Annotated in this window: 13 protein-coding genes; 6 read left to right on the top strand and 7 right to left on the bottom strand. The window is 75.3% G+C overall.

Annotated elements, in window-relative coordinates:
* The first annotated feature begins 41 nt into the window (after positions 1-41).
* From AB0L29_RS22385 to AB0L29_RS22375, 3 genes are all read left to right on the top strand, one after another.
* Positions 42-1,712: a multicopper oxidase family protein gene (locus tag AB0L29_RS22385; RefSeq protein WP_365829482.1), complete on the top strand. Its 1,671-nt coding sequence runs from the start codon at positions 42-44 to the stop codon at positions 1,710-1,712.
* Positions 1,713-2,473: 761 nt separating this feature from the next.
* Complete coding sequence (locus AB0L29_RS22380; RefSeq protein WP_365829481.1) at positions 2,474-3,400, top strand: hypothetical protein; 927 nt, start codon at positions 2,474-2,476, stop codon at positions 3,398-3,400.
* A 104-nt stretch (positions 3,401-3,504) separates the two neighbouring features.
* The gene (locus tag AB0L29_RS22375) at positions 3,505-3,954 is read left to right on the top strand and encodes a hypothetical protein (RefSeq protein ID WP_365829480.1); all 450 of its coding nucleotides are present in this window, start codon (positions 3,505-3,507) and stop codon (positions 3,952-3,954) included.
* A 60-nt stretch (positions 3,955-4,014) separates the two neighbouring features.
* Here AB0L29_RS22375 and AB0L29_RS22370 read toward each other — a convergent pair whose 3' ends face one another.
* Positions 4,015-7,902, bottom strand: coding sequence for an XRE family transcriptional regulator (locus AB0L29_RS22370; protein WP_365829479.1), 3,888 nt, complete (start codon positions 7,900-7,902; stop codon positions 4,015-4,017).
* A gap of 379 nt (positions 7,903-8,281) precedes the next feature.
* Here AB0L29_RS22370 and AB0L29_RS22365 point away from each other — a divergent pair, with 379 nt between their 5' ends.
* Positions 8,282-8,914 carry a BlaI/MecI/CopY family transcriptional regulator gene (locus AB0L29_RS22365; protein ID WP_365829478.1) on the top strand — a complete coding sequence of 211 codons (633 nt, stop codon included), beginning with the start codon at positions 8,282-8,284 and terminating at the stop codon, positions 8,912-8,914.
* Positions 8,915-9,175: 261 nt separating this feature from the next.
* Here the strand turns inward: AB0L29_RS22365 and AB0L29_RS22360 are convergent, their stop codons facing one another.
* Positions 9,176-9,733: an ABATE domain-containing protein gene (locus AB0L29_RS22360; protein ID WP_365829477.1), complete on the bottom strand. Its 558-nt coding sequence runs from the start codon at positions 9,731-9,733 to the stop codon at positions 9,176-9,178.
* A gap of 124 nt (positions 9,734-9,857) precedes the next feature.
* Here AB0L29_RS22360 and AB0L29_RS22355 point away from each other — a divergent pair, with 124 nt between their 5' ends.
* The gene (locus AB0L29_RS22355) at positions 9,858-11,129 is read left to right on the top strand and encodes an MFS transporter (RefSeq protein ID WP_365829476.1); all 1,272 of its coding nucleotides are present in this window, start codon (positions 9,858-9,860) and stop codon (positions 11,127-11,129) included.
* Between the two features lie 58 nt (positions 11,130-11,187).
* Here the strand turns inward: AB0L29_RS22355 and AB0L29_RS22350 are convergent, their stop codons facing one another.
* The 3 genes from AB0L29_RS22350 to AB0L29_RS22340 form a co-directional block, all read right to left on the bottom strand.
* Complete coding sequence (locus AB0L29_RS22350) at positions 11,188-12,219, bottom strand: ketoacyl-ACP synthase III family protein (protein ID WP_365829475.1); 1,032 nt, start codon at positions 12,217-12,219, stop codon at positions 11,188-11,190.
* 37 nt (positions 12,220-12,256) lie between these two features.
* Positions 12,257-19,456, bottom strand: coding sequence for a type I polyketide synthase (locus tag AB0L29_RS22345; protein ID WP_365829474.1), 7,200 nt, complete (start codon positions 19,454-19,456; stop codon positions 12,257-12,259).
* A gap of 360 nt (positions 19,457-19,816) precedes the next feature.
* Entirely contained in the window at positions 19,817-21,175 is a 1,359-nt protein-coding gene (locus tag AB0L29_RS22340; protein ID WP_365829473.1) for an acyltransferase, read from the bottom strand.
* Between the two features lie 281 nt (positions 21,176-21,456).
* Between AB0L29_RS22340 and rfbH the strand changes: the two genes are divergently transcribed.
* The gene (gene rfbH, locus AB0L29_RS22335) at positions 21,457-22,758 is read left to right on the top strand and encodes a lipopolysaccharide biosynthesis protein RfbH (RefSeq protein ID WP_365829472.1); all 1,302 of its coding nucleotides are present in this window, start codon (positions 21,457-21,459) and stop codon (positions 22,756-22,758) included.
* 85 nt (positions 22,759-22,843) lie between these two features.
* Here rfbH and AB0L29_RS22330 read toward each other — a convergent pair whose 3' ends face one another.
* The gene (locus tag AB0L29_RS22330) at positions 22,844-24,070 is read right to left on the bottom strand and encodes a macrolide family glycosyltransferase (protein ID WP_365829471.1); all 1,227 of its coding nucleotides are present in this window, start codon (positions 24,068-24,070) and stop codon (positions 22,844-22,846) included.
* 57 nt (positions 24,071-24,127) lie between these two features.
* Entirely contained in the window at positions 24,128-24,733 is a 606-nt protein-coding gene (locus AB0L29_RS22325) for a dTDP-4-dehydrorhamnose 3,5-epimerase family protein (protein WP_365829470.1), read from the bottom strand.
* Between the last annotated feature and the right edge of the window lie 193 nt (positions 24,734-24,926).

The raw sequence follows: 24,926 nt of genomic DNA, 5'->3' as shown, positions 1-24,926 counted from the left end.
ACTTAACGGACATAACGCTATAAAGCGTGTGTTATATGATCATGCACACACCTCAGCGGCGTACCTTGCTCAGTGCCTCGATCGCGGCCGTCGGCGCGGGAGTCCTGGGAGCCTGTTCCGGATCCGGCTCCCCCTCCCCTCCCGGCTCGCCGTCCGCCTCCACCCCGCGTTCGGGTTCCGCGCCGGGCTCCGGAGGTACCGGTCACCACGACGTCTTCGTCCCCGAGGGTCCCAAGGGGTACGTCAACCCCTCGGATCCCGAGGTCCTCGCCACCGAGCGGGAACGCGGATCCGGCCCCCTGCGCAGATTCAGGCTCACCGCCACCGAGACGGTGCTCGACCTGGGCGGGCGGCAGGTCAGGTCATGGGCGTACGGCGACGTGATCCCGGGCAAGGCGGTACGCGTCACCGCGGGCGACGTCCTCCAGCTCACGCTGGCCAACCGCCTGCCCGAGGCGACGACGCTGCACTCGCACGGCGTGCGCCTGCGCTGCGACATGGACGGCGTGCCGGGCCTGACCCAGAACCCCATCATGCCGGGCACGGATTTCACCTACCGGTTCGCCGTGTCCCACCCGGGGACGTATCTGCTGCACTCGCACTCGGGCATGCAGCCCGACCGCGGCTTGTACGTCCCGCTGATCGTGGAGGACCCCAAGGAGCGGCTGTCCTACGACAAGGAGTGGGTCGTCGTACTGGACGACTGGCTGGACGGCGTGGCCGGCTCCACCCCCGACGGCGTGCTCGCTCAGCTGCGGGGCGGCCGGGAAGCGCCGATGAACATGGGCATGGGGCCGGAGGCCGCGGCCGAGGGCGCCGGCCGTCGCGCGCCCGCCCGCCCGCACACCTCGGCCTCCGCTTCCGCCGACGGCCCCTCCCGCATCCTGCGGCACTCCCGCAGCAGCATGCTGCACAGCGAGGGCGGCCACGTCGCCTACCCGCACTACCTGGTCAACGGGCGGCTTCCGCACGCCCCCTCGGTCTTCCGGGCCCGCCCCGGGGACCGGATCCGGCTGCGGATCATCAACGCGGGGGCCGACACGGCCTTCCGGGTGGCGCTGGGCGGCCACAAGATGACGGTGACGCACACGGACGGCTACCCGGTCGAACACCAGACGACGGACGCGCTGCTGATCGGGATGGCCGAGCGCTACGACGTGCTGGTCACCGCCAAGGACGGGGTGTTCCCCCTGGTCGCCCTCGCCGAGGGCAAGGAGGCCCGGGCGCTGGCGGTCCTGCGCACCGGCGGGACAGGAGCCCTTCCCCCGTCCTCCGCGCATCCGGAGGAGCTGGACGGGCGGACCGTGCCGGCCAGACGCCTGGTGCCGGCGGAGTCCGTGGCCCTGCGGGACGAGAAGCCGGACCGTGAGATGCGCATCAAGCTGACCGGGGGCATGAAGAAGTTCGACTGGGGCTTCGACCACCGGCCCTACTCCGTCGAGCAGCGCTACCCGGTCCGTCAGGGCGAACGGGTCCGGCTGAGCCTCATCAACGCCACGGACATGTGGCACCCCGTGCATCTGCACGGCCACACCTTCGCCCTGACCGGCATCGACGCGGCGGGAACCCGCAAGGACACCGCCATCGTCCTGCCCCACCGCAAGCTGGTGATCGACTTCTACGCCGACAATCCGGGCCTGTGGATGCTCCACTGCCACAACCAGTACCACTCCGAATCCGGCATGATGACCATCCTCGGCTACCGGAAGTGACGAAGCGTCGGCAGGAAGTCCCCGGGCGGCCGGCTGCGCCGTCCGGGCCGCGTGCGCCGGCGTCGTCCGAGGGCCCGTACGGCACGCCCGCCGCACGGGCCCGACGCTGTCCTGCCCTTCCGGGACGCCGCCCGGAGCGCCGCCCGGATCGGCGGCGGGATCGGCGGCCGCGATGCGTGGCGTCGCGTGGCCGGTGACGCCACGGGTGCGGGTACGCGCCGGGGGTACGGGCCGAGGCGGCGGGGGACTCCGGAGCGGGTCGAGCCGGCTCCCGGTGCTTCGAGCCCGTCTCCCCGTTCCCGGGGCCCGGTGTCCCGGGGCCGTGCGGGTGACTCATGGCGGCCCGTCGGCAGGTGAGCCGTCAGGCCGAGCCTGACCGGGAAGCCTGCTCGCTTCCCCGTCCCGGCCGCCGCGCTCCGGGTGTCCGCTCCCGCCGCTCAGGCCGGTTCGAGCCCTGCGTCCACGACGGGTGAGGCAGCCCGTGACGTCCGGGGCGGACGGCCGCGCGGCCGTCCGGGCGGGCGGCACCGCCCCGCCCTCGCCGTGTGCCCTCCACACGCCCGGAACCCGGATCGGGACGCCTGGTCACGGGCCTCTGCCGAAACGCTTCAGGGCCAGGTCAGGGCCGGTTCGAGCGGTCTCCTTGTTCAGGGTCTGTTTGTTCGGCCCCTCCGGCCCGACACCGAACAACGATGACCGCTATACCCCTTGGTCAGCGGGCACCGACCGGGCCCGGACCTGAAAAAGGGGGCGAGCCGTTCGTGGCAAGGCGGAGGGTCAGGCGCGGAGTTCTCCTCGTGGTGGCGGCCGGTTGTGCGGCCGCCGGCGTCGCAGGCGTCGCGGGCGTCGCGGCGGAACAACGGCCGCGGGCGGCCGAGCGGGCCGCCGGCCCCGCGGTGCGGGCCCTGACCGCCCGGGAGGAGGACCGGCTGCACCGGGCGGAACAGCTCCTGCTGCGCGCCTGCATGCGCGCCCAGGGCTTCGAGTACCGTCCTGTTCCGCGCAACCCCGTACCGGAGGCCCGGGAGTTCCCCTACGTACTGGACGACGTCGCCTGGGCCCGGGAACACGGCTACGGCACCGACATCCGGCGCGAGGCGGCCGAGGCCCGCGAGAAGGACGTCAACCAGCGGTACTTCCGCTCCCTGCCCCCGGCCCGCCGGGCGCAGGCGCTGCGGGCGGCCAACGGACCCGATCCGAACGGCATCACGGCCCGTACGCCCGACGGCATGGTCCTGCGGCGCAGCACCGAAGGCTGCCACGCGCAGGCCGAGCGCACCCTGTACGGCGACCTGGCGGCCTGGTTCCAGGCCGAGGTGACCCTGGACTCCCTCTCCCCGATGCGGCACACCCGTGTGCCGGCCGACCCGGCCTTCGCCCGGGCCGTCGAACCGTGGGCGCGTTGCATGCGGGCCGCCGGCCACCCCTACGCCAGTCCCGCACACCTGCGGCGGGATGCGCTGCCGGGCCCGGGCGAACCCGCGCTCCCGAGGGGGCAGGAGATCCGCCTCGCCGTCGCCGAGGCCCGTTGTGCCACCACCACCGGTCTGGCCCGCACGGCGCGCGAGCTGGATCGGACCCACGCGCTCCGGCTGCGCCACCAGTACCGCTCCGAGCTGAACGTCGCGCAGCGGCTCCGGCTGGGAGCTCTTCCCCGTGCCGGCGAGGTCATCGGCGGTACGCGCTGACCCGCCGGGACACGGCGGCGGGGAGACACCCCGTCCGCGCAGGAACCGACACCGGCGGCTCGTCGCCGGACACGTCACCACCCACGGAAGGAATCGTCATGCATATGTCACGCACACTCGTCCTCGGAACGGTCCTCGCCGCCCTGGGCACCGGGCTCCTCCCGGCCCTGACCGCCCAGGCGGCCCCGGGAACCGGCCGGACCGCGTCCGCGCCGGCCGCCCCCGCACTGCCCCCGGGCGTCCAGGCCGACGGCAACCTCCACCTGTACCGCGACCCCAACTTCGCCAACTACTGCAGGGGTTACGTCGGCGACTCCGCCGACTGGGGCACCTGCCGCAACCAGGTCTCCTCCCTGTGGAACAACGGCTACCCCGGCAACCTGGACGACGTCTGGGTCTACTGGGGCACGAACTACTCGGGCGCGCGCCGGGGCGTCCACAACGGTGTCTCCATCTCCGACCTCTCGCCCTACACGTTCGACGCCGGAACGGGCACCGGCGCGGGGCAGTCGATCAACAACAACATCGCCTCCCACAGGTGGACGAACCTGTAGCCGAGGGACGCGACGAGTTCCGCGGGCCGCCGCGCGCCACGCGCGGCGGCCCGCGGTGCCTCACCCGCACGGCGGCCGGTAGGGCGTTCCGGGAAGGTGCTGGCGCCACTGGCCACGGGTGACGGGCGGCCGCGCGGTCCGGCACACGCGGGCGGAGACCCGCTCGGGATCGGGATCCCACAGCCGTACCGTGCGGTCGTTGGAGGCGGTGGCCAGAGCGCGCCCGTCGGGGGTGAAGGCGACCGCGTTGACGTCTCCCGTGTGACCGGTCAGCGTCGCGAGCTCCTCGGGGGCCCGCCGCCCCGCCGGCACCCGCCACAGCCGCACCCTGTCGTCGTTGCCGGCGGTCGCCAGGGTGCGGCCGTCGGGACCGAAGCCGACCGCGTGCAGGGGCTCGGCGTGGCCGGTGAGGACGGTGGGCCGGCCCCCGGGCCGGCCGCGGACCAGGGGCCACAGCCGTGCCGTGCGGTCGTCGCCGGCGGAGGCCAGCAGCCGGCCGTCGGGACGGAAGGAGAGGGATTTGACGACCTGCGTGTGGCCCTGGAGCGTGCCCAGGCCGCGCGGGGCAAGGGGCGAGGCGAGCGTCCACAGCCGGATGGTGCCGTCGGCACCCCCGGTGGCCAGGGTGCGGCCGTCCGGCGCGAAGGCCAGCGACTCCGCCGTGCCGGGCAGCAGAGCCGTCCGGCGCGGGCGGTGCGGGTCGGTGATGTCCCACAGCCGGGCGCCCTCGTCGTCGGCCGTGACCGCCGTGCGGCCGTCGGGGCTGACGGCGACCGCGTCGACCGCGCCGTGCGCCGTGAGGGTGCCCAGGGGGCGGGGACGGCGCGGATCGGTCACGGACCACAGGCGGGCGGTGCCGTCCAGGCTGCCCGAGATCAGCGTCTCGCCGTCGGAGGTGAAGGCGAGCGCGTTGACCGCGGCGGTGTGGCCGGCGGGGGAGGCCAGTTCGCGGACGGCGTGCGGCTCCTTCGCCGACCACAGGCGGACGGTGCCGTCATAGCTGGCCGATGCCAGCAGCCGGCCCCGGGGGGCGGCCGCCACCGCGTAGACCGAACTGCTGTGGGCGGTGAGGGTGTCGGTGGCCAGGTCCCACAGCCGCGCGGTGCCGTCCCGGCTGCCGGAGACCAGCGTGGAGCCGTCCGGGGCGAACGCCACGGCGGACACCGCGTCGTTGTGCCCGGTCAGGTGCGCCGCCTGGTAGGGGCGGCCGGCACCGTGCAGCGTCCACAGGCGTACGCCTTCCACACCGCCCGAGGCGAGACTGCGGCCGTCGGGACCGAAGGCGACGTGGTGGACCTTGTCCGTGTGACCGGTCAGGGTGACCGCCCGGGGGACGTTCCCGCGGCCGGTGACGGCCCACAGGCGTACGGTGTGGTCCCAGCCGCCGGTCGCCAGGGTGCGGCCGTCCGGGCTGAACGCCACGGACGCGACGGCGCCGCGGTGCCCCCGCAGGGCCGGCAACGGCCGCGGGCGCCGGGGACGGGAGGTGTCCCACCGGCGGACGGTGCGGTCGGTGCTCCCCGCGACCAGGGTGCGGCCGTCCGGGCCGAAGGCGACGGAGGTCAGACGGCCGGTGCCCGTCGCGGGGCCCGGGGGCAGGCTGGTCAGCGGACGCAGGCCGTGGCGGCGCGAGGGGGACCACAGGCGCAGGGCACCGTCCTGCCCGACGGTCGCCAGGGTGCGGCCGTCCGGGCTGAAGGCCGCCGAGACGGGAAGGGGAGTGCGCCGGACCGGCAGGGGCCGGGGGCGCCGGGGGTCGGTGATGTCCCAGAGGCGCAACGCGCCGGGCCGGTCCTCGTGCTTCCGGTCACCGGGCGGGTCGCCGGTGAGGAGGAGACGGCCGTCCGGGCTGAAGGCCGTGGCCCGGACGGCCTCCGAGGGAGCCGTGTCCCCGGGGGCCGCGGGCAGCGTTGCGACGGCGCGCGGCCGGCGCGGGTCGGTGGCGTCCCACAGCCGCACTCCGGCGGCGCAGCCGGTGGCCAGGAGACGGCCGTCGGGGCTGAACAGCACGGGCAGCTCGCCCCGGTGGCCCGCCAGTTCGGTGGCGTACGGGGTGGTGAAGGCGCTGAGCAGGCTGCCGCGGGCCTCGACCGTGGGAGACAGCCGGTAGGCGGCCAGCGACAGTTGCAGGGACAGGGCGGGGTCGGCCGACCGCAGCACGCGCACGTGCTCGGCGACCCGTTGGGAGGTGGCGATGTCGCGTTGCTGGTCGGCTTTGTGCTGGGCCCGGACGGCGGCGACCGTGGCGATGCTCGCGACGGTGAGCAGAACGCTGAGCAGCGCGATGAGGTGGCGCATGCGCCGCACCCGCCGGCGGGCGGCGGACTGCTCGGCGGCTTCGGCCGCGCGGCTGGCGTCGAGGAACGCGCGTTCCAGAGCGTTCGTGGGCCGCGCCGCCCCGGCGGACCACTCGTTGACCAGGGCCAGGCGCGACCCGCGGAGCAGGGCCTCGGGGTCCCGGCCGGCCGCCGCCCAGGCCTGGGCGGCCTCGGTGAGCAGGCGGTGGACGCGCACGCTGTCGCGGTCCTGGGTGAGCCAGTCGTGCAGGCGGGGCCAGCACCGGATCAGCGCCTCGTGGCTGATCTCGACGCTGTCGTGGTCCAGGGTCAGCAGCCGCGCCGCGGCCAGCCGCTCCAGGACCACGGCGGTGTCCGGGCCGCTTCCGTCCACCTCGTCGCGCGCGATGCGGCGCTTCGTGTCCTCGGTCCCCTCCCCCAGCGCGCACAGGCGCAGGAACACCTCCTTGGCGGCCCGCCGCCCGGACGCGGACAGGCCGGTGTAGACGCTCTCGGCCGTACGGGCCAAGGCGCCCTCGATACCGCCTGCCGCCTGGAACCCCGTCAGCGTCAGCGTGTTGCCCCGCCTGCGCCGCCAGGTCTCCAGCAGGGCGTGGGACAGCAGGGGCAGGACGCCCACCTGGCCGTGCGCGTGGACCACCAGCTCCGCGAGCAGGGCCCCCTCCAGCGTGCACCCGGCGCGGACGGCGGGCCCGGTGATCGCGCGGCGCAGCTCGTCGGTCGTCAGGGGGCCCACGGCGACCTGGGCGCCCCCGCACGCCTCCAGCAGTTCCCGGTGGCGGGTGCAGTGCGGGTAGAAGTCGGCGCGTACGCCCAGCACCACCCGGCAACGGCTGCCCTCCGCCCGCGCGGCCGTGACCAGCGCCTGGATGAAGCGGGCCCGCTCGCCCCCGTCCCGGCACAGGGTGAAGACCTCCTCGAACTGGTCCACGACCAGCAGCAGTTCCGCGTTCTCGCCCTGGCCGGCCAGCGCTTGCCGCACCACCCGGTGCAGGGCCTGGTCGTCGGCGGCGAGCCCGGCGCGCGTCTCCTCCACCGAGCCGGTGGTCAACGGGGCCAGGCGGGCCGCGCCCGCCCGCAACGGGTGCGGACCGGGTACGAACACCACCGTCCGCCGCTCCGCGTGTGCCGCCTGCCAACGCGGCACGACACCCGCGCGCAGCAGTGAGGACTTGCCCGCCCCCGAAGCGCCGAACACCGCGACGAACCGGCTGTCCTCGAGCCGGGCCATCACCTCCTCGACCAGTCGCTCCCGTCCGAAGAACCAGTCGGCGTCCTCCGCCTCGAACGCCGCAAGGCCCCGGTACGGCGGGGCCTCACCGGCGCCGTCCGCGGCTCCGTCCCGCCCGGTCCGCGCCGTCTCCCCCGTCTCGCTCGCGGAGGTGGCCAGCTCGGCCGCGACGGCCTGCCAGCGCTCCCGCCACTGACCCACGTCACCGTCGCACGCCGCGACGTAGGCCAGGGTGACGGCCAGCGTGGGCAGCCGGCGCCCCGCCGCCGCCTCCGACAGCGTCGCCACCGAGTAGTGCGCCCGCTCGGCCAGCTTCCGGTACGTCGGGCTGCCCGCCCGCTGCCGTAATCGACGCAGGTCGGCGGCGAACTTCAGCAGCGGACCGTCCCCCACGTCCAGTGGACGTTCCCTACGAGGCACTTCTGTTCCCCCTTCATGTGCCGGGTCCCGTCTTCGTCCGGAACACGGCCGCACATCCCGCTCGGAAAAAAGCCCGCGCGCACGGCCGAGCTCCTCCCTCCTTCCCTTCCGGGAATCCCCTCGGGCCAATCGGATACCGAAATGCTTTGCCGTCGGCCTTTCCACCGAGCCGTGTCTTCGGCGACGGCCACAAGGGGGCCCGGAGCGGGACGGGGCACGGTGGAACACACAAACTCATTCCTGAAAACTGCCGTATCGCCCGAACAGGTCTACCCACCCGTATCATCACTGGATCAGGCCCCACAGTGAACTCCCTGTCCATGACGTGCCGCAGTCGGCTGCGGCGGCCGTCGTACTCCACGAACCGAGGAAGAACAGAATGTCGGAGAACACCGTCCAGTCCAGCGAGTTGACCTCGCAGTACCTCAACCAGGTGACCAGCGACCTTGAACGCAACGTCAAGGAGCAGGAACGCATCACGGCGGAAATCAGTGCGCTGCAGCACCAGTTGGCCACTCTTCAGCACGACCACACCGTGCTGGTGAACATGCAACGGGCACTCGGCACGTCGGCTGCCGCCGAGCCCGCGGAGACCGCCGGCACCACCGTGCCCTCCCCCCGGAAGAAGACCTCCCCCGCTCCCGGCACCCGCAAGCGGGGGAAGAAGAGCGACGCCGAACAGACTTCGGCCAAGAAGCGCCCCGCCAAGAAGTCCGCGGCCAAGAACGCCGGCCCGTCGACGGCCCGGCCCACATTGACCGAACTGATCCGCCGTCACCTGGCGGAGCAGAGTGAACCGCGCTCCGCGGCGGAAGTCGCCACCGCGCTCGGTCAGTCGCATCCCGACCGCACCGTCAAGACGACCGTCGTGCGCACCAGCCTCGAAAACCTCGTGGCCAAGAACCAGGCTCAGCGCACCAAGCAGGGCACCTCCGTTTTCTACACCGCTGTCGGTCCGGCCGAGCAGACGGCGGCGTCCGAGGCCGGGGCCCGTCAGGAAACAGCCGGATAAGGCCGGCCGGGTGCCGCCGGACGGCCACCGGGCCGCGCCTTTTCCGGCCTTGTGCCGAGGCGGGTGAAGGACGGGGACGGCCTGGACGGCCGTGGTGATGCGGTGGGCGCCGCAGCACGGCTTTCACGGCAGGCGCCGGCCGTTTCGGGGGGATGCTGTCGCGGAGGCGCTGCCGCCGTTCGGGGCGCCGCCTCCCCGAACGGGACGCGGACGGGGCGGCCGGCACCCCGACGCGCCGTGCCCGCCCGGCGACGTCACGGGTCAGGCCCGGTGCGGCGATCGGTCCGCCCGGCGCCGGCGGTAGGCGACGGCGTTCACCCGGCCCCCGCAGGTGAGCTTGTCGCACCAACGACGGCTGCCGGCGCGGGAGTGGTCGAGGAACAGGCGCGTGCACGGTGTTCCGGAGCAGGCCCGGATGCGCAGGTGGCCCGGGCCGCCGAGCAGGACGCACGCCTCGTGCGCGACGGTCGCCAGCACCTGGTCCAGGTCACCGCGCCACACGGCTTCGCCGAGGCCCTCCAGAACGGGGCTCACCGGGGCCCCCGAGGCGACGCGGCCGAGCAGGGCGAGGTCGGCGGGGTCCGGCCGCCGGGCGTACACGGCGGCGGAGGCCGTGCGATAGACGGCTTCGCGCAACTCGCGGGCCCGTACGAGGTCGTTCGCGCGGATGTCGCCCGAGAGGTGCGCCACACCGGCCTGATCGATCCATGCCGCCAGATCGCTGGGGTCGGCCAGCAACTCGATCGGACGGCTGGTGCGCCAGGTCAGGGTGGCGGCGAGGTCCAGGGCGATGTGCCCGCTGACGAACGTGAACTCCACCCCGGCAGTGTCTCCCGCGCCGGCATGGAACCACAAGATCGTGGAATCATACCTTCAACCGATGACGCCCTCGGGGCGGCCTGGTCCCGGTCCGCGGCCACCCCTTCCGACCGGCAGGAGATCCATGGTCGCCACTGCCGCCTCCTCGTCCGCGAAAGGACCCACGGTCCGCTACCTGGCCGTGGCCGTCCCCGCACGACTGGCCGACGAGGGAGCCCGCATCGCCTTGGTCCTGCTCGCCATGGACCGCGTGCACAGCGCGAGTCTGGGCGGCTTGCTGGTGGCCGCGCTGATGATCCCCCATGTGGTGGCGGCTCCCGTGGCAGGCGCCCTGGCCGACCACGTCCGACGTCGCGGACTCCTGCACGGCCTGGGCCTCGCCGCCTACGGCACCGGACTGATCGCCGCCGCCTGGACGATCGGCCGCCTGCCCACCGCGTGCGTCCTCCTCCTGGTCACCGCCGCGGGCTGCTGCGCTCCCCTGCTCACCGGCGGGCTCACCGGCCTGCTGGCCGAGCTCGTCCCCCGGGAGGTCCTGCCCCGGGTGTTCAGCATCGATTCCGCCACCTACAACCTGGCCGGCATCTGCGGTCCCGCGCTCGCCGCCGCTCTCGCCGCGCTGACCGGCCCGGGCCACGCCCTGGCGGCCCTCGGCGCCGCCGCCCTGCTGAGTGGTTTCGCCGTGACCCTGCTGCGGCTGCCCGCCCGGGCGAGGACGGAGGGCCGGGCCGCGCCGCTGCGGCCGGCCGTGCTCGCCGCCGGCGCCCGTGAGCTGATACGCAACCCGCCCCTGCGGTCGGTGACCTGGGCCAGCGCGATCGGACAGGCGGGCATCGGCGCCCTGCCCGTGATCACCGCACTGCTGGCGGGCCGGTACCGGCAGGACTGGGCGGCGGGCGGGCTGATGACCGCCTTCGCCGCCGGTGCGATGGCCGGCTCCCTCACGTACGCCCTCCGGCCGTGGACCCGTACGCGGCCCGAACGCGTGGTCCTGCTGTGCCTGCCGCTGAGCGGCATCCCCCTGGCCCTGGCCGCCTGCGTCTCCGGTCCCCTGGTCGCCGCCGGGCTGTTCGTCCTCGCGGGCTGGTTCAAGGGTCCCCTGTTCAGCGCCCTGCTGGCCGCGCGCGAACAGTACGCGCCCGCCCCGTTGCGCACCCAGGTCTTCACCCTGGGCGCAGGCCTGAAGAGCACGGCGGCCGCCGCGGGAGCCGCCGCGGTCGGGGCGGCCGCCCACCTCGGCGCCGTACCGCTGCTGCTGGCGGCCGCGGTCGTGCAGGTCGTGGCGGCCCTCACCGGCGCCGCCCTGCTCGGCCGGCACGCCGCGCCCCGTCCACGGCCGGCGCGGTCCGGGACCGAACGCTCCGCCACCACCGCCCCGGGCGCCGGCCACGACTGACCGCTCGTGCCGTCCGGCGCGGTTCCGGCGTCGGGACCGCCGGCCCGCCCCGGGCCGGTCAGACGGCCCAGGCGGGCAGGTCGGTGATGGTGACGACGCAGGCGGTGCAGATCCAGCCGGGGCCCTGCGAGATCAGCAGGACGTGGTCGCCGGGACCGACCTCGCGGGTGCGCACCAGGTGCTCCAGGGTGATGAAGACGTCGGCCCCGCCCACGTGCCCGACGGCCTTGCCGAAGTCCCAGGCCGACTTCTCCATGGGCAGGCCGAGCGGCAGCATCACCGAGTACTCGATGATCCGGCCGTCCATGTTGATCGGCACGACCTTGGCGAGGTCGGCGGCGTTGAGGTCGGCGTCGACCAGGGCGCGCTGGACGATGCCCAGGTTGAAGTAGGTGAGCTTCTCCAGCGTCTCCGACAGGGGCAGTTCGGTGTCGGTGAACCGCGTGGCGCGCTCGGCCATGTCGTCGGTGTGCTCGTCGCCCGTGAGCAGCAGCGGTCCGTCGCCGCGGTGCCACTTCTCCAGCTCGGGCAGGATGCCCGCGTGCAGGGAGCGGACCCGGGCGAAGCCCGCCTCGGTGCTCAGCAGCACGGCGGCGGCGCCGTCGGAGAGGAAGTAGCCCTGGCCGTAGCCCTTCCACCGGTTGACGTCGGGGCCGGAGAAGTTCTCCGCCGAGGTGAGCAGCGCGGCCGTGTGCCCGGCGGCGCCGGTGAGCTGGCCGATGGCCACCTCCAGCCCGCCGAGCATGCCGTTGCAGCCCTGCCGCAGGTACAGCGACGAGGTGTCGGCCATGTCCAGTTCACGCAGGATGTAACCCGGCGGGTAGGAGCCCTGCGGGCCCTGGTAGTGCACGGCGCTGTGCACGTGGGTCGTGATCTCGTCCGGGTCGGTCTTCGACCGGTCCAGGGCGACGCGGGCGGCCGACACCGCCATGTCGACGGCCGGCACGTCGCCGGCGACGTGGGTGCCGGTGAGCCCGTTCGCCTCCACGGTCTCCCGTTCGACGAGGCCCGCCGCCACGGCGTCCTCGGCGCTCGCCCATTCGAGCAGGACGACTCCGAGCGAGTCGATGTGGACGTTCTCCACCCTCATGCGGGATCCCTCCGTTTCCGCCTGGCCGTGTCGGCCCTCAGGCGAGCAGTTCCTTCGTCAGGTACCGGGCCAGCTCGGCGGGCGTGTCGTGGTCGAACACCACCGTGGTGGCCAGATTGAGCTTGGTGTCGGCGGCGAGGGCGTTGCGCAGGTTCAGCGCGGTCAGCGAGTCGAAACCCAGCTTGCGCAGCTGTGCCGTCACGTCCACGGCGTCGGGCGAGGAGTGCCCCAGCACCGCGGCGATGTGTCCGCGCACCAGGTCGGTGACGACCCGCCGGCGCTCCTCCTCGGTCATCGCGGCCAGCCGGTGCTTGAGCTCGGTGGCCTCGGCCGGGGCGTTGCGGGCCGCGGGGCGGGCGGCGGCGGGCAGCAGGCCGCGCAGGACGGCCGGGGCCTCGCCGGCCCGGGCCCGCTCGCGCAGGACGGCGAAGTCCAGGTGCGCGGCGACGGTCAGGGGCCGCGCGGCCGCCCGGGCCGCGTCGAGGAGGTGCAGGCCCTGCCCGACCGGCAGGGGCCGTATGCCGCGGCGCGCCATGCGGTCGCGGTCGGCGTCCGGCAGCCGGCCCCCCGGTCCGCCGGTCGCCTCCCACAGGCCCCACGCGATGGAGGTGGCGGGCACCCCCCGGGCGCGGGCGCGGTGGGCGAGCGCGTCGAGGAAGGCGTTGCCGGCGGCGTAGTTGCCCTGGCCCTGGCCGCCGAGGACGCCGGCGACGGAGGAGAACAGCACGAACTGGGTCAGGCCGGCGCCGCCGGTCAGTTCCAGCAGGTTCACCGCCGCGTCCACCTTGGGCCGCAGGACCGCGCTGAGGCGTTCGGGGGTGAGGGAGGGCAGGACGCCGTCGTCGAAGGCGCCCGCGGTGTGCAGCACCGCCCGCAGCGGCCGGTCGGCCGGGATCGTGGCCAGCAGGTCCGCCAGGGCCGCGCGGTCGCCGGCGTCGCAGGCGGCGACGGTGACCTGCGCGCCCAGCGCGGACAGTTCCGCCCGCAGGCCGTCCGCCCCGGGGGCCGCCATTCCCTGACGGCTCGTCAGCAGCAGGTGGCGTACGCCGTGTTCGGTGACGAGGTGGCGGGCGACGGCGGATCCCAGCGCGCCGGTGCCGCCCGTGATCAGGACGGTGCCGTCGTCGCCGGCCGGCGCCGGGGCGGCCTCGGCCGCGGCGGCCGGGCGGGCCAGCCGCGGTACGAGGGCCGTCCGCCTGCGCAGCGCCCACTGGGGTTCGTCGCACCGCACGGCCTTCAGCAGCGTCCGCCAGGAGGCCTTCGCGGCGTCGGTGTCCACCAGGAGGAACCGGCCGGGGAACTCGGTCTGGGCCGAGCGGACCAGGCCCCACACCGCGGCACCGGCCAGGTCGGGCCCGGACGGCTCGTCGGGGCCGGCCGCGACCGCGCCCCGGGTGAGGAAGACCAGGCGGCCGCCCTCGAACGGCGGGGCCGCCACCCAGGCCTGCGCCAGCGCCAGGGCCCGCCGGGCGCAGTCGTGGACGGCGCCGGCGAGGGCGTCGCCCCGCGCGTCGTCCGGGACGGGCGCGCAGGTGGTGACGACCACCTCGGGGGCGGCCCGTCCGGCGGCGACGGCGGCGGCCAGCGCCTCCAGGTCCGGGTACGCCTCGGCGTACTGGCCGGCCGACATCAGCCCGGAGCGCACGCGCAGCGGGTCCTCGCCGACGACCGCCCACGTCGCGGGCGCCGGGCCGGGCGCGGCCGCGAGGAGCGCGTCGAGGTCGAGGCCGGTCCACTCGACGGTGAACAGCGCGTCCTGCTGGGCGGCGCCGGCCGCCCTGACCGTGTCGCGGGACACCGGCTCGCAGGCCAGGGAGTCCACGGTCAGGACGGGCGCCCCGGTGGCGTCGGCGGCGCGCACCAGGAAGGTGCCGTCCTGCCGGGCCGTGATGCGCACCCGGAGCACGGCGGCCCCGGTGGCGTGCAGGGACACCCCGTGCCAGACGGCGCGCCAGGACCCGGTGGTCCGCGGCAGCACGCCCTGGGCGCGCAGCGGGTGCAGGACGGCGTCCCCCAGGAGCGGGTGGAGTCCGTACCGGCCGGTCTCGCCGCGGAGCGCTTCGGGTGCGGCGATCTCGGCGAAGAGCTCGCCGCCGCGCCGCCACACGGCCCGTACCGCGCCCTCGCCGGCCGCCCCGGCCGCCCGGTCGGCGGGCAGCTCGGACGGCGGCACCGGCTGCGCCTCGGCCGGGGGCCAGGCCTCCAGGTCCCAGGCGGGCGAGGGCCCGTCCGCGCCGAGCGTTCCGGTGGCGTGGCAGGTCCACGGCCGTCCGGCGGCGTGGTCGCCGCGCCGGGAGTGCACCGCCACCGGCCGCTCGCCCGTCCCGTCCGGTTCGCCGACGGTGACGCGGAGCTGGAGCGCGCCGGAGGCGGGCGGCAGGAGCGGGGCGTGCGGGACGAGGCTGCGCAGTTGTCTGCGTCCGACGAACTCTCCTGCGGTCAGGGCGAGTTCGGCGGGCAGCCAGGCGGGGGCCGGCGCGGTGGCGTCGTCCGGGGCGGACGGCTGCCCGTGCGGGCCGGCGGCGAGGCGGCCGGTGAACACCACGGCCGCGGAGTCGGGCAGTTCGACCGCCGCCCCGAGCAGCGGGTGCTCGATGCCCACCGCGCCGCTGCCCAGGGCGCCGCGGGAGGTGCCGGGCGCCGCCGTGAGCCAGTAGCGGCCGCCGCGGAAGGGGTAGGTGGGCAGGCCGGGCGGGGGCGGCACGGGCCGCCGGTGCAGCGTGACGCCGTGGGCCCAGGCGCGGGCCACGGCCTCCCGCATCGCGCGCGGGCCGCCGTCGTCGCGGCGCAGCGTGTCCCGCACGGCGTACGCGGCGTCCCCGGGCAGCACGTGCTGCAGGGTCTGCTGCAGCGGCATGGTCAGCAGCGGGTGGGCGCTGACCTCCACGAAGGCCCGGTGGCCGGCGTCCAGCGCGGCGCGCACGGCGGTGTCGAACTCCACGGTGTGCCGCAGGTTGCGGTACCAGTAGCCGGCGTCCAGCTCCTCGCCCGTCACCCGGCCGCCGGTCAGGGACGAGTAGACGGGGACGCGCGCGGCGCGGGGGGTGATCGGGGCGAGGGCCGCCCGCAGGTCCTCGCGCAGGTCCTCGACGTACGGCGAGTGGGAGGCGTAGTCGACCGGGGCGCGCCGGGCCCGGACGCCGCGGGCGTCGCAGTGCTGCTGCAGCCGGTCCAGGTCGCCGGGCGGTCCGGACACCACGGTGGCGAGGGGGCTGTTGACCGCCGCGACCGAGGCCCGCACGCCGAGGCCGTCGATCAGGGAGCGTGCCTCCTCGGCGCCCAGGGCGAGCGAGAGCATGCCGCCGTCACCCGCCAGCCGCGCGATGAGCCGGGAGCGCAGGGCCACGACCCGGGCGCCGTCCTCCAGCGACAGCGCCCCGGCCACCACCGCGGCCGCGATCTCGCCCTGGGAGTGGCCGACGACCGCGGCGGGCCGGACGCCCGCCTCCTCCCAGGTTGCCGCCAGGGCCACCATCACCGCCCACAGCACCGGCTGGACCACGTCGACGCGGTCCAGGCCGGGCTGCCCGGGTTCCTGGCGCAGCACACCGGTCAGGTCCCAGTCCACGAAGGGCTCCAGCGCCTGCCCGCACGCAATCAGGCGCCGCGCGAACGCGCCGCCCGCGGCGAGGAGTTCGCTCGCCATGCCGGGCCACTGGGAGCCCTGTCCGGGGAAGACGAACACCGGGTCGCCCAGCACCGGCCCGGACGCGGTGGCCACCTGCGGGCCGGCCGTGCCGGACGCCACGGCGCGCAGCGCCGCGACCGTCTCCTGCCGGTCCGCGGCCGGCACCGCCGCGCGGTGCGCGAACACCGTCCGCGACCCGGCCAGCGCTCGCGCGGCCCACGCCGGGGACACCTGCGGGCGGTGCTCCAGGAAGTCCGCGACCCGGCCGGCCTGCGTCCGCAGCGCCTCCTCGTCCTGTGCCGAGACGACCAGCGGCAGCACGTCGCCCGCGGCGCCGTCGGGGGTGCCGACGGGCCGGTCGGCGGCGTCGGCGGGCTGGTCTGCGGTGTCGGCGGCCTCCAGCACCACGTGGGCGTTGGTGCCGCTGGCGCCGAAGGAGGACACCGCGGCGCGGCGCGGCCGGCCGGTCCCCGGCCACCGCCGGGCCTCGGTGAGCAGGTGGATCCGCCCCTGGCTCCAGTCGACGTGGGGGGAGGGCTCGTCGAGGTGCAGCGTGCGCGGCAGCACACCGTGGCGCATCGCCAGCACCGCCTTGATCAGACCGGTGACGCCGGCGGCGGCCTGCGTGTGACCGATGTTGGACTTCACCGAGCCCAGCCACGCCGGGTGCTCCGGCGGCCGTTCCCGGCCGTACGTCGCCAGCAGCGCGCCGGCCTCGACCGGGTCGCCCAGGGCGGTGCCGGTGCCGTGGCCCTCGATCAGGTCGACGTCGGCCGGCGAGAGGCCGGCGTCCGCCAGCGCGGCGCGGATCACGCGCTGCTGCGCGGGGCCGTTGGGCGCGGTGAGGCCGTTGGAGGCGCCGTCCTGGTTGATCGCCGAGCCGCGCACCAGCGCCAGCACCGGGTGTCCGTGGCGGCGGGCCTGCGACAGCCGCTCCAGCAGCACCAGTCCGACGCCCTCGGAGAAGCCGGTTCCGTCGGCCGCGGCGGCGTAGGCCTTGCACCTGCCGTCGCCGGAGAGGGCCCCCTGGCGGCTGAACTCGACGAGCGCGGCCGGGGTCGCCATGACGGTCGCGCCGCCGGCCAGGGCCATCGTGCACTCGCCGCGCCGCAGGGACTGCACCGCGAGGTGGAGGGCGACCAGGGACGAGGAGCAGGCCGTGTCCACCGTCACGGCGGGGCCCTCCAGCCCGAAGGTGTAGGCGATGCGCCCGGAGGCGACGCTGACGGCCACGCCGTTGCCGAGGTGGCCCTCCACGTCCTGCGGGACGGGGTCGCCGGGTCCGGGTCCGTAGCCGCTGTGCATCACGCCGGCGAAGACGCCGGTGCGGCTGCCCCTCAGCGTCGCCGGGTCGAGGCCGGCGCGTTCGAAGGTCTCCCAGGCGGTCTCCAGCAGCAGCCGCTGCTGCGGGTCCATGGCCAGGGCCTCGCGCGGCGAGATGCCGAAGAACGCGGCGTCGAACCGGTCCGGCTCGTGCAGGAAGGCGCCCTGCCGGGCCGACGAGGTGCCCGCGCCGCCCGGTTCCTCACCGAGCAGCCGGTCGAGGTCCCAGCCGCGGTCGGTGGGCAGCGGGCCCACCGCGTCGGCCTCCGCGAGCAGCAGCTCCCACAGTTCCTCCGGGGAGCGCACGCCGCCGGGCAGGCGGCAGCCCATCGCCACGACGGCCACGGGCTCGTCCGGGTCGGCCGGGGCGGATCCGGCGTCCGCGTCCTGCGGACGGGCGCCGGGCAGGGCGTCGTCGAGGTGGGCCGCCAGGGCCCGCGGCGTGGGGTGGTCGTAGGCGAGCGCGGCCGACAGGCGGCGTCCGGTGGCTGCGGACAGGCGGTCGCGCAGGGCGACGGCGGCCAGGGAGGTGAAGCCGAGTTCGTGCAGGGCCCGGTCGGGGGCGACGTCGTGGGCGGAGGCGAGGCCGAGGACGTCCGCGACGGCGGCCCGCACCAGCTCCAGCGATCCCCCGCCCGGCGCCGGCGCGGTGACGGAGGGTCCGGTGGCCGCGGGCGCCGGTGCGCCGGGGCCGGAGCGCGCGCCGGGCCGCTGCCGCACGGACGGGTTCTCCACCAGCAGCGCGCCGGTCAGTCCGGCCAGCTGCTGCCGGGCGATCTTCCCCGAGGGGGTGCGGGGGATCCCGGCGACCGCGTGGAACTCGTCCGGCACCTTGAAGTACGACAGCTCCCGCCGGCAGGTCTCCAGCAGCAGGCCGGGGTCGACGCCGTCCGGGCCGGGCACGACGTAGGCGACGGGGACCTCGCCGAGCACGTCGTGGGGGCGGCCGGCCACCGCGGCGTCGGCGACGCCGGGCACCCGGGCCAGGACCTGCTCCACCTCCGTGGGGTGGATGTTCTCGCCGCCGCGGATGATGAGTTCCTTCACCCGGCCGGTGATGGTGAGGAAACCGTCGGCGTCCAGGCGGGCCAGGTCGCCGGTGCGGTACCAGCCGTCGCTCAGCACCGCCCGGGTCGCCTCGGGGTCGTTGTGGTAGCCGAGCATGAGGGCGGGGCTGGAGACCCACACCTCGCCCTCCTCCCCCGCCCCGGCCTCGGCTCCGCTGCGGGGGTCGGTCAGGCGCAGGGTGAGCCCGGGCAGCGGCCGTCCGCAGGAGCCGGGCACCCGGGGTCCGCCCGGGGCGTGCGTGGTGATGGCGCCGCCGGTCTCGGTGCTGCCGTAGCTGTCCAGCAGGCGGATGCCGAAGGCGTCCTCGAACTCCTCGTGCAGCGCCGTCGGGCAGGCCGCGCCGGCCGTCATGCACACGCGCAGCTCCGGCAGCGCGGCGCCCCCCTCCCGCGCCACCTGGGCCATGCGGTGGTACAGCGTGGGCGCGCCCACCAGGAACGTGGCGCGTTCCCGCGCGGCCTCCGCCACGACCTCGTCGGCGGCCGCGCCCTCCATGACGCGGGCCGTGGCCCCCACCGCCAGGACGCCCAGCACACCGATGTTGTGCGACACGGCGTGGAACAGCGGCATCGGCCACAGCACCCGGTCGTCCTCGGACAGTCCGAGCAGCGGCGCGTTGCAGGCGGCCGTCGCCCACAGCGAGGTGCGCTGCGTCGACACCACGCCCTTGGGGCGCCCCGTGGTGCCGGAGGTGTAGAGCATCCAGGCGGGCTCGTCCAGCCCGAGGTCGTCGCGCGCGGCGGCGGCCGGCTCGGTGGTGGCGAGGGTCTCGAAGCGGCTCACGCCGTCCGGCACGTCGCCGTCCCCGGCCGCCACGACCCGCACGGACGTGCCGCCGCCGGTGACGCGGAGCACCTGCGCGGCCCCGGGCGCGCCCGTCAGGACCAGGACGGCGCCGCTGTCCGTCAGGTGGTGGGAGAGTTCGGCGTCCGGCGCGTGCGGGTCGACGGGGACGCCGACGGCCCCGGCGCGGGCCACGGCGACATAGCCCTCCGCCATCTCCACCCGGTTGCCCAGGCGCAGCAGCACCCGGTCCCCGCGTGCGACGCCGAGGCCGGCGAGGTGGCCGGCCAGCCGGCGCGTGCGCTCCGACAGTTCCCCGTAGGTGACGGCCCGGTGCGCGTCCCGGAAGGCGATCTTCTCCGGGAAGCGGCGGGCATGGCGGTCGAGCAGCTCGTGCAGGGGCCGTATCAGCTCGGTACGCAACGTGTCACTCACGCCTCTCGGTCCAATCAGGCGGGGAACGGACATGCGGGGGCGACGACAGCAGGGAAGGCGGCCACGCCGGGCGTGAGCACCGAGGCGCTGGGATCTGCCATCACAAGATCAGTGTGGGCAAGACCCCGCTAGGAGATTTCCTAGCCTTCTCACGGGCCGGTCCCCGGCCGCCGCGGCCCGCCCGGGGACGAGCCGCCGGACGCGGGTGTTTGCCCGCTTCCCGGCCAGCCGGTTCCGTTCGCGGCCGGACCGCCGCCCGCGCCGGCGCCCCGCGCGGCCGCGCCGCGGCAGGCCGCAGCGGCCCGGTTCCCGCGGGAGCCGGGCCGCTTCCCGCCGGACGGCGCGGGCGGGCCGCCCGGTTCAGGCCGTCCGTCCCGTGTCGTGCAGGCGTTTGGCCCACTCGGGGCTCTCCAGGACGGCGGCCGCGTCACGGGGCAGGCTCAGGTGGACGTCCCGGCTGTGGTCGTCGTCCGGTGTGGGCGTCACCATCACCGTCCACGGGATGGGGACGGTGGGGTACTCGAACCAGAAGGGCCGGCCGGCGTCGAACTCCACGGAGTAGAAGGGCAGCCGGGCGACGTTGTTCAGGCCGACGGTGTCCTCGAAGGCGTCCAGCGCCATGCGGCTGAGGACCCGGCGCATGCTCCCGGCACGGTGCTGCGCCTCCAGGAAGGCCGTCTCGTCGCGCACGCGCGCGGCGGTGACCCGGTCCACGGCGGCGCGCACCGCGGCCGCCGTCTCGCCCAGCGGCCCCTCGCGCAGGGCGCGGGCGGGCAGCGAGGCCGTCGTGTTGGACACGGCGTTGCCCCAGTACCCGTCGGGCAGCCGCTCGCGCAGGGCAGGGCGCAGGTCGACCACGACGCCGAGCCGCTCGGTGCTGCCGGCGGGCCGGTCGCGCAGGGCGCCGAGCACCCGCCACACCTGCGCGGCCAGGGCGTCGCCGCTGGAGAGGCGGGGGCCGCCGCCCGCCAGCTGCGCGGTGGCGACCTCCTTGAGGGCCAGCACCTCCTGCGCGGTGAACCGGGTGGTGAAGGTGCGCACCCGGGGCGCGCCGGCGTTCACCCGCCACAGGAAGCCGAACTTCCGGCGGCGCGTGACGACGGCGTACTGGGGGTCGTCGTGTCCGGCCCCGGGCGGCGCGCCCTCGGCCAGACCGTCGAGCAGGGTGCGCGCGTACGGCGCCGGGCGGTGGTCGAGGCCGCGGTGCGTGCGGGACCAGTGCAGCAGGAAGTCGACGCACGAAGCGCCGTCCATGATGCTGTGGTTGGCGGTGACGCCGAGCGCGAAGCCGCCGCGCAGGTGTGTCGCCTTCGCGGTGAACAAGGGGGTGTCGTGGCCCACCACGCGGAACGGGTTGACCTGGTGGATGTGGCGCCGCATGTCGCCCCGGGCGGAGTGGTCGGGGCCGTAGTCGGGCAGCGGCCGCTCGGAGCGGCACTCGGTGAACGGCACTCCGGCGTCGTTGCAGACGATGCTCAGGCCGCCGTCGGGGTCGCGCTCCAGCCGGCCGGTGAGCATCGGGTAGTGGACCAGGGTGGCCCGCAGCGACGCGCGCAGGGCGTCGGCGTCGAGGGTGCCCCGGTAGTAGAAGGTGCGCTGGGTGGCGAACGTCCCCGGCAGCAGGTCGTAGACGCTCAGCCGGATGCGCTCGCCGGTGGCGTGGCCGGCTCGGACGGTGACGGTGCGCTCGCGGTCGCGCGACGCGGAGCCGAGGTTCATCGCGCCTCACTGGGGTGGGACGGGCGGGCCGCAGGCCCGGGACACTCCAGCGTGACGCGGTCCGGGCGAGGAAATCCCTAGTACCGGCCGTGAGCCGGAGGCGTGCCGGGCCCTTCGTTTTGGTGGATCCCTAGAGTTGCCCGGCCGTGATGGCAGGGTGCCGCGCCGACGTGCTGGGCTAGGACTCCCCGGTCGATCGGGACCGGGTGTGGGGACCCGCTTCCGCAACTCCCGAGCCGGGTACGGCCGGTGGTCCCCGCCGGCACTCACAGGAGGCCTCCATGGGGAACGACAAGACCGCAATCCTCGACCTGGTCCGCGAGTACCACCGCAACAACGAGTCGTCGGGGTTCGTCCCCGGGGTGACACCCGTCCTGGCCTCCGGTGCCGTGCTGAGCGAGGACGACCGGGTGGCCCTCGTCGAGGCCGCCCTGGACCTGCGCATAGCCGCCGGTCCCAGCTCGCGGCGGCTGGAGCGGGCGCTGGCCAAGTACTTCGGGCTGCGCAAGGCGCACCTGACCAACTCCGGTTCGTCGGCGAACCTGCTGGCGCTGAGCTCGCTGACCTCGCCGCAGCTGGAGGACGCGCGGCTGGTCCCGGGCGACGAGGTGATCACCGTGGCCGCGGGCTTCCCCACCACGGTCAACCCGATCCTGCAGAACGGGCTCGTGCCGGTGTTCGTGGACATCGAACTGGGCACTTACAACGCCACGGTGGAGCGCGTCGAGCAGGCGATCGGGCCGCGCACCCGGGCGATCATGATGGCGCACGCGCTGGGCAACCCCTTCCCGGTCGCGGAGATCGCGCAACTGGCCGAGGAGCGCGGGCTGTTCCTCATCGAGGACAACTGCGACGCGCTGGGCAGCCTCTACCAGGGCCGGCTGACGGGCACGTTCGGGGACCTGGCCACCGAGAGCTTCTACCCCGCCCACCACATCACCACCGGAGAGGGCGGCTGCGTCCTGACGGACAACCTCGTCCTGGCCCGGATCGTGGAGTCGATGCGGGACTGGGGCCGGGACTGCTGGTGCGAGCCGGGCGAGGACAACCGCTGCTTCAAGCGGTTCGAGCAGCAGATGGGCTCACTGCCGTACGGCTACGACCACAAGTACATCTTCTCCCACGTCGGCTACAACCTGAAGTCGACGGACATCCAGGCGGCGCTGGGCCTGCAGCAGCTGAACCGGATCGACGAGTTCGGCGAGGCCCGCCGGCGCAACTGGCGGCGGCTGCGGGAGGGCATGGACGGCCTGCCGCACCTGATCCTGCCCGAGGCCACGCCGGGCAGCGACCCGAGCTGGTTCGGCTTCGCCCTGACCGTGCACCCGGACGCGCCGTTCGCGCCCGGCGCGCTCATCGACCACCTGGAGTGCAGCCGGGTCGCCACCCGCCGCCTGTTCGCCGGCAACCTGACCCGCCACCCGGCCTACGAGGGCCGCGGCTTCCGGGTGAGCGGTCCGCTCTCCAACAGCGACATCACCACCGAGCGGACCTTCTGGATCGGGGTGTACCCGGGCCTGACGGACGAGATGATCGACCACAGCATCGCCACGGTGATCGAGTTCGTGACGCTGCCCCACTGACCCCGCCGCCCGGCGGCGCGCCCTCCCACCGCCACGGGCCGGCCCGCACACCCCGGGGTGTGCGGGCCGGCCCGTGGCGGTGGTGTCAGGAGCGGACGGCCGCCGTGGACGGGCGGCCGGCGGCCCAGGTCTCCAGCAGGTCCGCGGCGCGGACCGCGCCGCCCGCCTCCCGGACGGCCGTACGCATCCGCGCGAGCCGTTCCGGGCCGCGGGGGTCGGCCAGCAGGCCGGCCACGGCGTCCGCCAGCCGGCCGGCGGTCAGCTCCTGCCGGGACAGCGAACGGCCGACCCCGCACTCCTCCAGCCGGCGGGCGCTCACGTCGAGTTCGTGGGCGCGCGGCAGGGCGACGACCGGGGTGCCGTAGTACAGGGCCTCCATGATGCTGCCCATGCCGGCGTGGCAGACGAGGACCGCGGCGTGCGGCAGCACCGCGGGGTGCGGCAGCCACTCGTGGGCCTCGACGTGGGCGGGCAGCGGGCCGAGCCCCGCGAGGTCGGCGCCGCGCCCCAGGGTCATCACGACGTGCCAGGCGGCCGGGTCGAACGCCTCGGCGCAGACCCGGAAGAAGTCGTGCCGGTCCCCGGCCTCGGTGCCCAGGGACACCAGCGCGGTACGGCGGCCGTCGGCCGGCGGGGACCAGGTGCCGGCCGGCGCCTCGGCGACCGTGGGCCCGACGAAGGCGAAACGCTCGTCGAAGCTCTCCCCCCGGATCTGGAACGCGCGCGGCAGGAACACCAGGTTGTGCCGGTCCCACTCGGCGCCGTAGCGGCCCAGCTCCTCCACGCCGATGCCGTGGGAGGTCATGAACTCGATGAGGACGGACGCCCCCTGGCGCATCAGCGGATGGTCGGCGTCCCACATCTGCCTGCGCAGGGAGAAGGTCTCGTTGGCGGCGTGGCTGGGACTGACCTGGACGGGGACGGCGCCCAGCAGGCGGGCGGCCACGCGGCCCGCCGCCACCGTCTCGTAGTCGTACAGGACGACGTCCGGCGGGTCGACGGTGAAGTGGTCCATGGCGCGCGGGAACACCGTCCGCACGGTGTCCAGCAGCAGTTCGTAGCCCTCGCGGGCCAGGCGGTCCGGGGTGGGGTCGGCGGCGCGGTAGAAGTCACCGCGGGCGGAGGTGTAGGTCACGGCCGCGGCGCCGGCCTCCTCCACCAGCGGGCGGAAGCGCTCGTCGACGACGTAGGTGACCCGGTGCCCGCGGGCGAGGAGTTCGCGTGCGGGGCCGAGGGTCGGCGCGATGTGGCCGAAGTCCGCGAAGAGGAGGAAGGCGATGTGGCGGGGGCTCGGGACGGTACCGTTCGGCATCGGTTCTCCGGGGTGCTGGGGCTCGCGGCGGCCGGGCGGCGCGCGGCGGCGGCTCGTTCAGTGCGCGGCGCGCAGGGACCGGTAGTGGGCGAGGCAGTCCTCGTAGCGGGGCAGCAGGCCCGCCCGGCGGGCCTCCCGCACGGAGATGGCCGAGGCGTCCTTCTGCGACATCAGCGGCGCCTCCGACAGGCCCCAGGGCAGGTCGAGCTCGGCGTCCAAGGGGTCGATGTCCAGCTGGGTGCCGGGGACGAACTCGGTGGAGCACAGGTACGACACGCAGGTGTCGTCGGTCAGCGCCAGAAAGCCGTGCACGAGGCCCTCCGCCACGAACAAGGCCTCCCCCGACTCGGCGTCGAGCCAGTTCGCCTCGTGCGCCCCGTAGGCGGGCGAGCCCACCCGCAGGTCCACGACGATGTCGAGGACGGCGCCGCGCACGACGCTGACCACCTTGGCCTGCCCCGGCGGCAGCAGGGTGCCGTGGAGTCCGCGCAGCACGCCCCTGCGGGACACCGAGTAGTTCACCTGCGCCACGGGGACCGGGCGGCCGATCTCCTCCGCCAGTCTGCCGTGACGGAACGACTCGTAGAAGCAGCCGCGGGCGTCGCGGTGCTTGAGTGGCGTGACGTGGTAGGCGTCCGGCACGGCCATCTCTCGGATCTTCATGGTGGCAGCACGATATGGCGCCCCACTCGAGGATCGCTGGAGACCGGTACGAGAACCGCTCCGGTCGAACGGCCCTGGAGCGAGACTGGAGCGGCGGCTGTCACAGTGAGGGGTGGACGCCCCGGCCGCACCCGCGGCCGCGCGGGCGCCGGACGACGTGCGGGCGCGACGGCCCGGCCGGGAGGAGAGAGAC

Source organism: Streptomyces sp. NPDC052701 (assembly GCF_040678355.1).
GTDB lineage: Bacteria > Actinomycetota > Actinomycetes > Streptomycetales > Streptomycetaceae > Streptomyces.
The sequence above is the reverse complement of the archived record's forward strand: the minus strand, read 5'-3'. Positions and strand labels throughout refer to the sequence as shown.

What these genes read in the sequence shown, in the direction of transcription:
- AB0L29_RS22350 (WP_365829475.1), bottom strand. Translation starts at nt 12,219, where the DNA reads ATGAGGGTGGAGAACGTCCACATCGACTCGCTCGGAGTCGTCCTGCTC.
- AB0L29_RS22365 (WP_365829478.1), top strand. Translation starts at nt 8,282, where the DNA reads ATGTCGGAGAACACCGTCCAGTCCAGCGAGTTGACCTCGCAGTACCTC.
- rfbH (WP_365829472.1), top strand. Translation starts at nt 21,457, where the DNA reads ATGGGGAACGACAAGACCGCAATCCTCGACCTGGTCCGCGAGTACCAC.
- AB0L29_RS22325 (WP_365829470.1), bottom strand. Translation starts at nt 24,733, where the DNA reads ATGAAGATCCGAGAGATGGCCGTGCCGGACGCCTACCACGTCACGCCA.
- AB0L29_RS22375 (WP_365829480.1), top strand. Translation starts at nt 3,505, where the DNA reads ATGTCACGCACACTCGTCCTCGGAACGGTCCTCGCCGCCCTGGGCACC.
- AB0L29_RS22355 (WP_365829476.1), top strand. Translation starts at nt 9,858, where the DNA reads ATGGTCGCCACTGCCGCCTCCTCGTCCGCGAAAGGACCCACGGTCCGC.
- AB0L29_RS22385 (WP_365829482.1), top strand. Translation starts at nt 42, where the DNA reads ATGCACACACCTCAGCGGCGTACCTTGCTCAGTGCCTCGATCGCGGCC.
- AB0L29_RS22330 (WP_365829471.1), bottom strand. Translation starts at nt 24,070, where the DNA reads ATGCCGAACGGTACCGTCCCGAGCCCCCGCCACATCGCCTTCCTCCTC.
- AB0L29_RS22340 (WP_365829473.1), bottom strand. Translation starts at nt 21,175, where the DNA reads ATGAACCTCGGCTCCGCGTCGCGCGACCGCGAGCGCACCGTCACCGTC.